The organism is Polaromonas sp., assembly GCF_030680935.1.
Taxonomy (GTDB): domain Bacteria; phylum Pseudomonadota; class Gammaproteobacteria; order Burkholderiales; family Burkholderiaceae_C; genus Polaromonas.
On record NZ_JAUXUP010000054.1, the window covers coordinates 21,803 to 27,975 of the forward strand.

Sequence of the window (6,173 nt, forward strand, 5' to 3'; positions counted from 1 at the left end):
CTACACGCAGTGAGCAACCGTGGGGGCCACATCCACCGTGGGGGCTCACTGCCTCGGTGCGTGATCGAGTGTCCAGACACCATGCGGGCTCTTTCCAACATTGACCTGCTTGACCACCGCGCGGCTGGCGATATCTATCACCGTCAGCTTGCGGGACCAGCGTGAGGTCACATAAATGAGTTTTCCATCGCGCGAGACATCCATGCAGTCCGGACCGCCCGGCGCAGGAAACACATCCACCACGGCAAAAGTCTGCAGATCTATCTTGCTGATGGTGTTGGCTACGCGGTTGCTGACCAGCACATGCCGGCCATCGCCAAGAGCGCGGAAAGCATGGGCACCGGCCCCGGTCTTGATGATGCGGCTGCGCTGCGGCTGCTTGCCGCTGACGTCATAAACTTCCACCCCATCGCTGCCGGTCAGGCCGACCAGCATGTACTTGTCATCGGCAGTGCCATACACATCGGCAGGAGTGGAGCCCGTGGCGGTGCGCCACTTGACGGTCTGGGAGGCCAGGTCGATGGCCACCAGTTCGTCGCTGTCCTGCATGGTCGAGTAAACCGTGGCGCTTTTGCTGTCTATCCACAAATGACTGGGGGTTTTGCCAGTAGGCACCCGTTTGACCAGTGTGATGTCGGTGCCGTCCCAGCGGTAAATGTCGATGTGGTTGAGGCGGTTGGCTGCGGTGACAAACCACTTCATGTCGGGTGAAAAGCGAAGATGGTAGGGGTCGATGATGCCGCGCAACTCGCGCTGGATCTGCGCGGTCTTGGGATCGATAAATGTCAGTGAATCCGACAGCGCATTGGCCACAATCAACGACTTTTCGTCGGGCGCCAGGTAGAGGTGGTGCGGTTGCTTGCCCGTGGCCAGACGTTTGGTCTCTTTCCAGGTGCCGGGATCGATCACACTGACGCTGGCGTCCAGTGAATTGAGCACAAACAGCGGCGCCGGCTGGGACAGGGCTGGCAGGGCAAAACCGGCAACACAGGCGAACAGCAGGGGGAGCAGAAAACGGTGGGAGAAATTCACGCAGCAACTTTCTTCTGGGCAAGCCGCAAGTGTAGCGGGCGGGTATGGCTCATTGATCAACGCGCCAGCGCCCTTCCCCGCCGACTTCCCTTAGGATGGCGTCATGCATTTTGTTGAGATCAACGGCACCCGGATTGAGGTCCAGCGCATCCCCGGCCCCGCAGGCCGCGCGCCTATTGTTTTTCTGCACGAAGGCCTGGGCTCGGTCAGCCTGTGGACGCAGCGTGGCCGCAGCTGGCCACATGCGCTGTGCCAGGCCACCGGCCGCGCGGGGCTGGTGTACTCGCGGCGGGGTTACGGGCAGTCTGACGCGGTGGTTGATGTACGCGGCGCCGGTCGGCTGCCAGCGGACTACATGCACCGCCAAGCCTGGGAGGTATTGCCGGCACTGCTGGCCGGTCAGGGCATTCAAAACCCTGTGCTGCTGGGCCACTCGGACGGCGCAAGCATCGCGCTGCTGCATGCAAGCCGATGCGCGGTGGCCGCCGCCATCGTCATGGCGCCGCACCTGATGGTCGAGGACATCGCCGTACAAGCCATTGCCGCGGCTGCCGTGGCCTTTGAGTCCGGGACGCTGCGCGAACGCCTGGCGCGCCATCACGCCGATGTGGACTGCGCTTTCTGGCAGTGGAACGATGTCTGGCTGTCTGATGCTTTTCGCAGCTTCGACATACGGGCCGAATGCGGCCACATCAGCGCCCCGCTGCTGGCCATTCAGGGCAAGGGCGACGAATACGGCACGATGGCGCAGCTGGACGAGCTGGCACTGGCTGCGCCACATACCGCCCAGCTCCGGCTCGACAACTGCGGCCACTCCCCGCAACGCGACCAGCCTGAGCGCACGCTGGAGGCGGTGACGGCCTTCCTGCTGACATTGCCGTGACGCTATCAATTACGTAGCTGTTGACGCATGTCCAGAAAGGGCTGGAGGCAGATTTCACCCTTAAGCCAAGGGCGAATACGCTCGGGCCGCGATGGCGGCGAGATCTTGTGGCGTGAGCCAGCGCCACTGCCCGGCCTTCAGGTCGGGCGGTAAATCGAGCGAGCCGATGCGCGATCTGTGCAGGCCGCCCACCTCTTCCACACGGTTGCCAACCGCGGCAATCATGCGTTTGACCTGGTGGTACTTGCCCTCGGTCAGCGTCAGGCTCAACTGGGTTTCACCGGTTTTTTCGCAAGCTGCAGCGCGTACCGGCTTGGGGTCGTCGTCCAGCACCACACCGGCCAGCAGTTTGGCCACCTGCTTGTCATCGACCGGGTGTTTGGCTGTCACCTGGTACACCTTGGGCACATGGTGTTTGGGCGAACTCATGCGATGAATGAACTTGCCGTCGTCCGACAGCAGCAGCAAGCCGGTGGTGTCCTGGTCCAGCCGGCCCACCGCCTGTACCCCGGCCGCCGCGCCGCCGCCGCGCTGGCGGATCGGCGCCGGCAGCAGTGTGTAAATGCTGGGGTAGGTGCTGGGTTTTTGCGAACACTCATACCCGGCCGGCTTGTGCAGCATCAGGTAAGCCTTGGCGTGGTATGCCCAGGCCACACCCTGTACCGTGAACTGCAAACCATCCGCTACAAATTCCATAGCAGGATCTACACACGGCACTTGGGATACAGCCACAAACCCCTGTTGAATCAGCCCCGCGCAGACGCGCCGCGTGCCGAAACCCTGAGAGAAAAGAATGTCTTGAAGTTGCATGGTTGCCATCACCCTATTGTCACCCGCCAGATCGAGCCACCCGCCTACCCGTCGAATCGGCCGCTTCCCGCAGCGGGCGGCAGCGACGCGGCTTAAATTGCCTTGCATTGCGCGTTGGCGCAACCTTCTTTCCTTCAACCGCAGGGCATGGGCCGCACCACGATGATCAAGAAAAAACGCCTGGTTATGACCGTTCTTTTTACCTTTCTTGTGACGCTGGCCGCTGTACTGCTTGCGGTCAACTTCACCACCGGCGAGAAAAACGTCAATCGCGAACTCCCCCGCCTTTACAGCACTGAAGACCCACAGTACCTGCGGGCCATGGGCTCACTGTTGGGGCCTGCGGTGGTGGGCGGCAACCGGGCGCAGGAGCTACTCAACGGCGACCAGATTTTCCCGGCCATGCTGGCCGCCATACGCGGCGCCAAACGCAGCATCACATTTGAAACCTACATCTACTGGTCGGGCGACATTGGCCGGGAGTTTGCGGACGCGTTGACCGAGCGGTCCAAGGCCGGTGTCAAAGTGCATGTGCTGCTGGACTGGGTGGGCAGTGCGAAGATTGACGACTCCTTCCTTGAAAAAATGGAAGCGGCGGGGGTCGAGATACGCAAGTTTCACAAGCCCCACTGGTACAACTGGGGGCGCATGAACAACCGCACCCACCGCAAACTGCTGGTGGTGGATGGCCGGACCGGCTTCACAGGTGGAGTCGGCATCGCGCCGCAATGGACAGGCAACGGGCAGGACGCGGATCACTGGCGCGATTCGCACTTCAGCATTGAAGGCCCGGCGGTGGCGCAGATGCAGGCAGTTTTCATGGACAACTGGCTCAAGGTCACGGGCCAGGTGATGCACGGCGAGGCCTACTTTCCGGCCCTTGCACCAGCAGGTAACAGCCGTGCGCAGGTGTTTTCAAGCTCACCATCAGGTGGCAGTGAAAGCATGCAGCTGATGTACCTGCTGTCGATCACGGCGGCAGCGCGCAGCATTGACCTGTCAAGCGCGTACTTTGTGCCCGATGAGCTGACCACCAAGGCCATGACCGATGCGCTCAAACGAGGTGTCAAGCTGCGCATCATCACCCCCGGTGAAATCATAGACACCAACACCGTGCGCGCCGCGTCACGCGGCAGCTGGGGGCCGCTGCTCCAGGCCGGTGCCGAAATTTACGAGTACCAGCCCAGCATGTACCACGTCAAGGCCATGGTGGTGGACAAGCTGCTGGTCTCCGTCGGGTCCACCAACTTCGACAACCGCTCCTTCCGCCTGAACGACGAAGCCAACCTGAACGTCTTTGACACCACCTTTGCAGAGCGCCAGACGCAGGTGTTTGAGGACGATCTCAAGCGTTCACGCCGGGTCACCTACGAGCAATGGGAAGCGCGCCCGCTGAAGGAAAAAGTCATGGAGCGGCTGGCGTTGCTGCTGGGGTCGCAGCTGTAGTTCCCTATAGACAGCAGAATCACTTCTTCCGCTGCTGCTTGGGCAAGGAGTCCCAGCCCTCAAGTTCAGTTGCCGATTCTGCATCCAATCGTCTATACAGAACGCTTTCGGGCGGCTCGTCGGTCAAAGCGATAAAAGACCCGTCTTGCAGAAGGTCCGGAAATACCGCTAAACAATTATGTGGGCCTTTGGTAGATTTATACAAAATGGCTTCAAATCCTGCAGCACGGATAAGTTCTGCCACGATCTGACTTTGAGACGGTAGTCCAAACTGTACGGGCCATTGCCGCCAATTGTGTTTCAACATTGCGTCGTAGACCTGACGCGCGTTCTGAACCATGTAACACGCATTATTCTGAATATTCATCTTGCGCTTCAGTTGCTGCGCGCGGGTCGGCATTTTGATGCGACGAAAAATTCGCGCTATACCCGCTAATGAATCTTGGGACGTTAGATCAAATACTTTGCTAAGTTTGCCGTGGAGTACTACTGTGGCATGGCTGCAAAGCTGTTCAAGTGCTAGCTCCTCGGCAAAAAGCCCACTTGGGTCTTTATCCATGGTCGTTAAGAATCTTTCCTGAAAGGCTGTCTCAAGGTCCTCCGCTAGATAAAGCGCCGGCCAAGCCGTAATCGAATCCAAATCAACGCCCGCATTGAAGCGACCTCCGATGTACTGCAAGCTACCGGCGCATGACAACGGTGCCGCACTGTAGCGATACGTGACAATCCGAATCCACTTTTCAAGTTCTATGGCTAACGGGGGTTCAGCCTGCAGAGCCGCGATTAGTTCAGAGCGGTAACGGCGACGCTCTGGCTCTGGTCCAAAATATAGTGAATCCTGAATCTCATCCAGATCTCTCGACGCAGCTTGCCACTGCTGTAGTGATTTTTCGGAGAATCTGTCGAGCTCAAGAATTCCTATCGGGTTTGCCGATTTAACCGGACCTCGATATGGAGGGGTTTTTGACCGGGCCACTCAGTCCTACTTAGGCGGCAGCGGCGTGTGAATAGGGCTTACCGGATCGTTCGATTAGCGCGTTAATAATGAACTTTCGCAGTCTCTCGTACCTACCCAAGCGAATCATGTCTCTGGGAGATACATCGCCTAGCAACGGGTTCCTTGCCTTGAACCATGAAGCTGTTTTTTCAGCATCGCCGTCAAATTCGGTGGCAACCATATTGATGATGTTAGCTATTTCCTCCAATCGGTCTCTCATCTGCTCAGGCATATTTTCGTCATACCGAACAGATTTAACAGAGACGGAAGAAAGCCTAGAAACATCCTCCTTCTTAAGGCCCAGCAGTTCTGGAACCCTCTTAGGAATAAATTCTTGCCCACGTCCAAAGTGCAAAACATCATCGGGCACTGTATTAAACAGTCCGAAATTTGCATTCATTGATTAATCTCCAGGATTCTGAGCAATAAGAAAAAACAAAAACGCAGCAGAACCACAATTCAACCACGTTTTGACCATCATAGCATTTAGGGTTGTCCCACCGTATGTAAGACAAGAACGTTCTAATCCGTAAGAGGGATCCGCGTGCGAATTGCCGTGCGAATCGAGCGCCATCAAGCGCCAATCCGGGGCGATTTGACGGGCCAACGCCTTAGTGTCACTGGCGTTGACCGTCTTATATGGTGGAGCTGGGGGGATTTGAACCCCCGTCCGCAAGCCTTGTTCGGGCAGATCTACATGTTTAGCGGTCTGATTTGAGTCTCGCCACCTGTGTCGCGCAGTCGCACGCTACACAGGACGCCAGCACCCTATTGTCTTGCCCCGGGTTAAGGTACCCAGCCCGGAGCCAGCCGATGAAATTATCTTTACAGCCGGGAGCGTTCAACTTGCGCTAAACACCCCTTGCCCAGCCCATCGGCCTGCTGTTGTAAAGCTCACTGGCAATTAAGCAGCGAGTGCGAAACGTTCGTCGTTTGCAGTTAGTTTGTTTGAATCAGTTTTACGAGCACACTCAGCTCGACATGCACCACACCGCGTCCGAACCC

At 58.1% G+C, this 6,173-nt stretch carries 6 protein-coding genes and 1 other RNA gene; 2 read left to right on the top strand and 5 right to left on the bottom strand.

Annotation, left to right across the window (positions count from 1 at the left end; all coding sequences use genetic code 11):
- Positions 1-45: 45 nt before the first annotated feature.
- Complete coding sequence (locus Q8L50_RS13595) at positions 46-1,002, bottom strand: selenium-binding protein SBP56-related protein (RefSeq protein WP_305349178.1); 957 nt, start codon at positions 1,000-1,002, stop codon at positions 46-48.
- Between the two features lie 133 nt (positions 1,003-1,135).
- On the opposite strand from Q8L50_RS13595, the gene Q8L50_RS13600 reads away from it, so the two are divergent.
- Positions 1,136-1,915 (top strand): alpha/beta fold hydrolase, encoded by a 780-nt coding sequence (locus Q8L50_RS13600; protein ID WP_305349173.1) that lies wholly within the window; start codon positions 1,136-1,138, stop codon positions 1,913-1,915.
- A gap of 60 nt (positions 1,916-1,975) precedes the next feature.
- Here Q8L50_RS13600 and Q8L50_RS13605 read toward each other — a convergent pair whose 3' ends face one another.
- On the bottom strand, positions 1,976-2,725 hold the full coding sequence (locus Q8L50_RS13605) for a pseudouridine synthase (protein WP_305349179.1): 750 nt from the start codon (positions 2,723-2,725) through the stop codon (positions 1,976-1,978).
- Between the two features lie 186 nt (positions 2,726-2,911).
- Here Q8L50_RS13605 and Q8L50_RS13610 point away from each other — a divergent pair, with 186 nt between their 5' ends.
- Entirely contained in the window at positions 2,912-4,171 is a 1,260-nt protein-coding gene (locus Q8L50_RS13610; RefSeq protein ID WP_305349174.1) for a phosphatidylserine/phosphatidylglycerophosphate/cardiolipin synthase family protein, read from the top strand.
- Positions 4,172-4,190: 19 nt separating this feature from the next.
- Here Q8L50_RS13610 and Q8L50_RS13615 read toward each other — a convergent pair whose 3' ends face one another.
- The 3 genes from Q8L50_RS13615 to ssrA all read right to left on the bottom strand — a co-directional run.
- Positions 4,191-5,147, bottom strand: coding sequence for an RES family NAD+ phosphorylase (locus Q8L50_RS13615; protein ID WP_305349175.1), 957 nt, complete (start codon positions 5,145-5,147; stop codon positions 4,191-4,193).
- Positions 5,148-5,157: 10 nt separating this feature from the next.
- The gene (locus tag Q8L50_RS13620) at positions 5,158-5,568 is read right to left on the bottom strand and encodes a hypothetical protein (protein ID WP_305349176.1); all 411 of its coding nucleotides are present in this window, start codon (positions 5,566-5,568) and stop codon (positions 5,158-5,160) included.
- 240 nt (positions 5,569-5,808) lie between these two features.
- Positions 5,809-6,173: a transfer-messenger RNA gene (gene ssrA / locus Q8L50_RS13625) on the bottom strand; the annotation flags it as partial.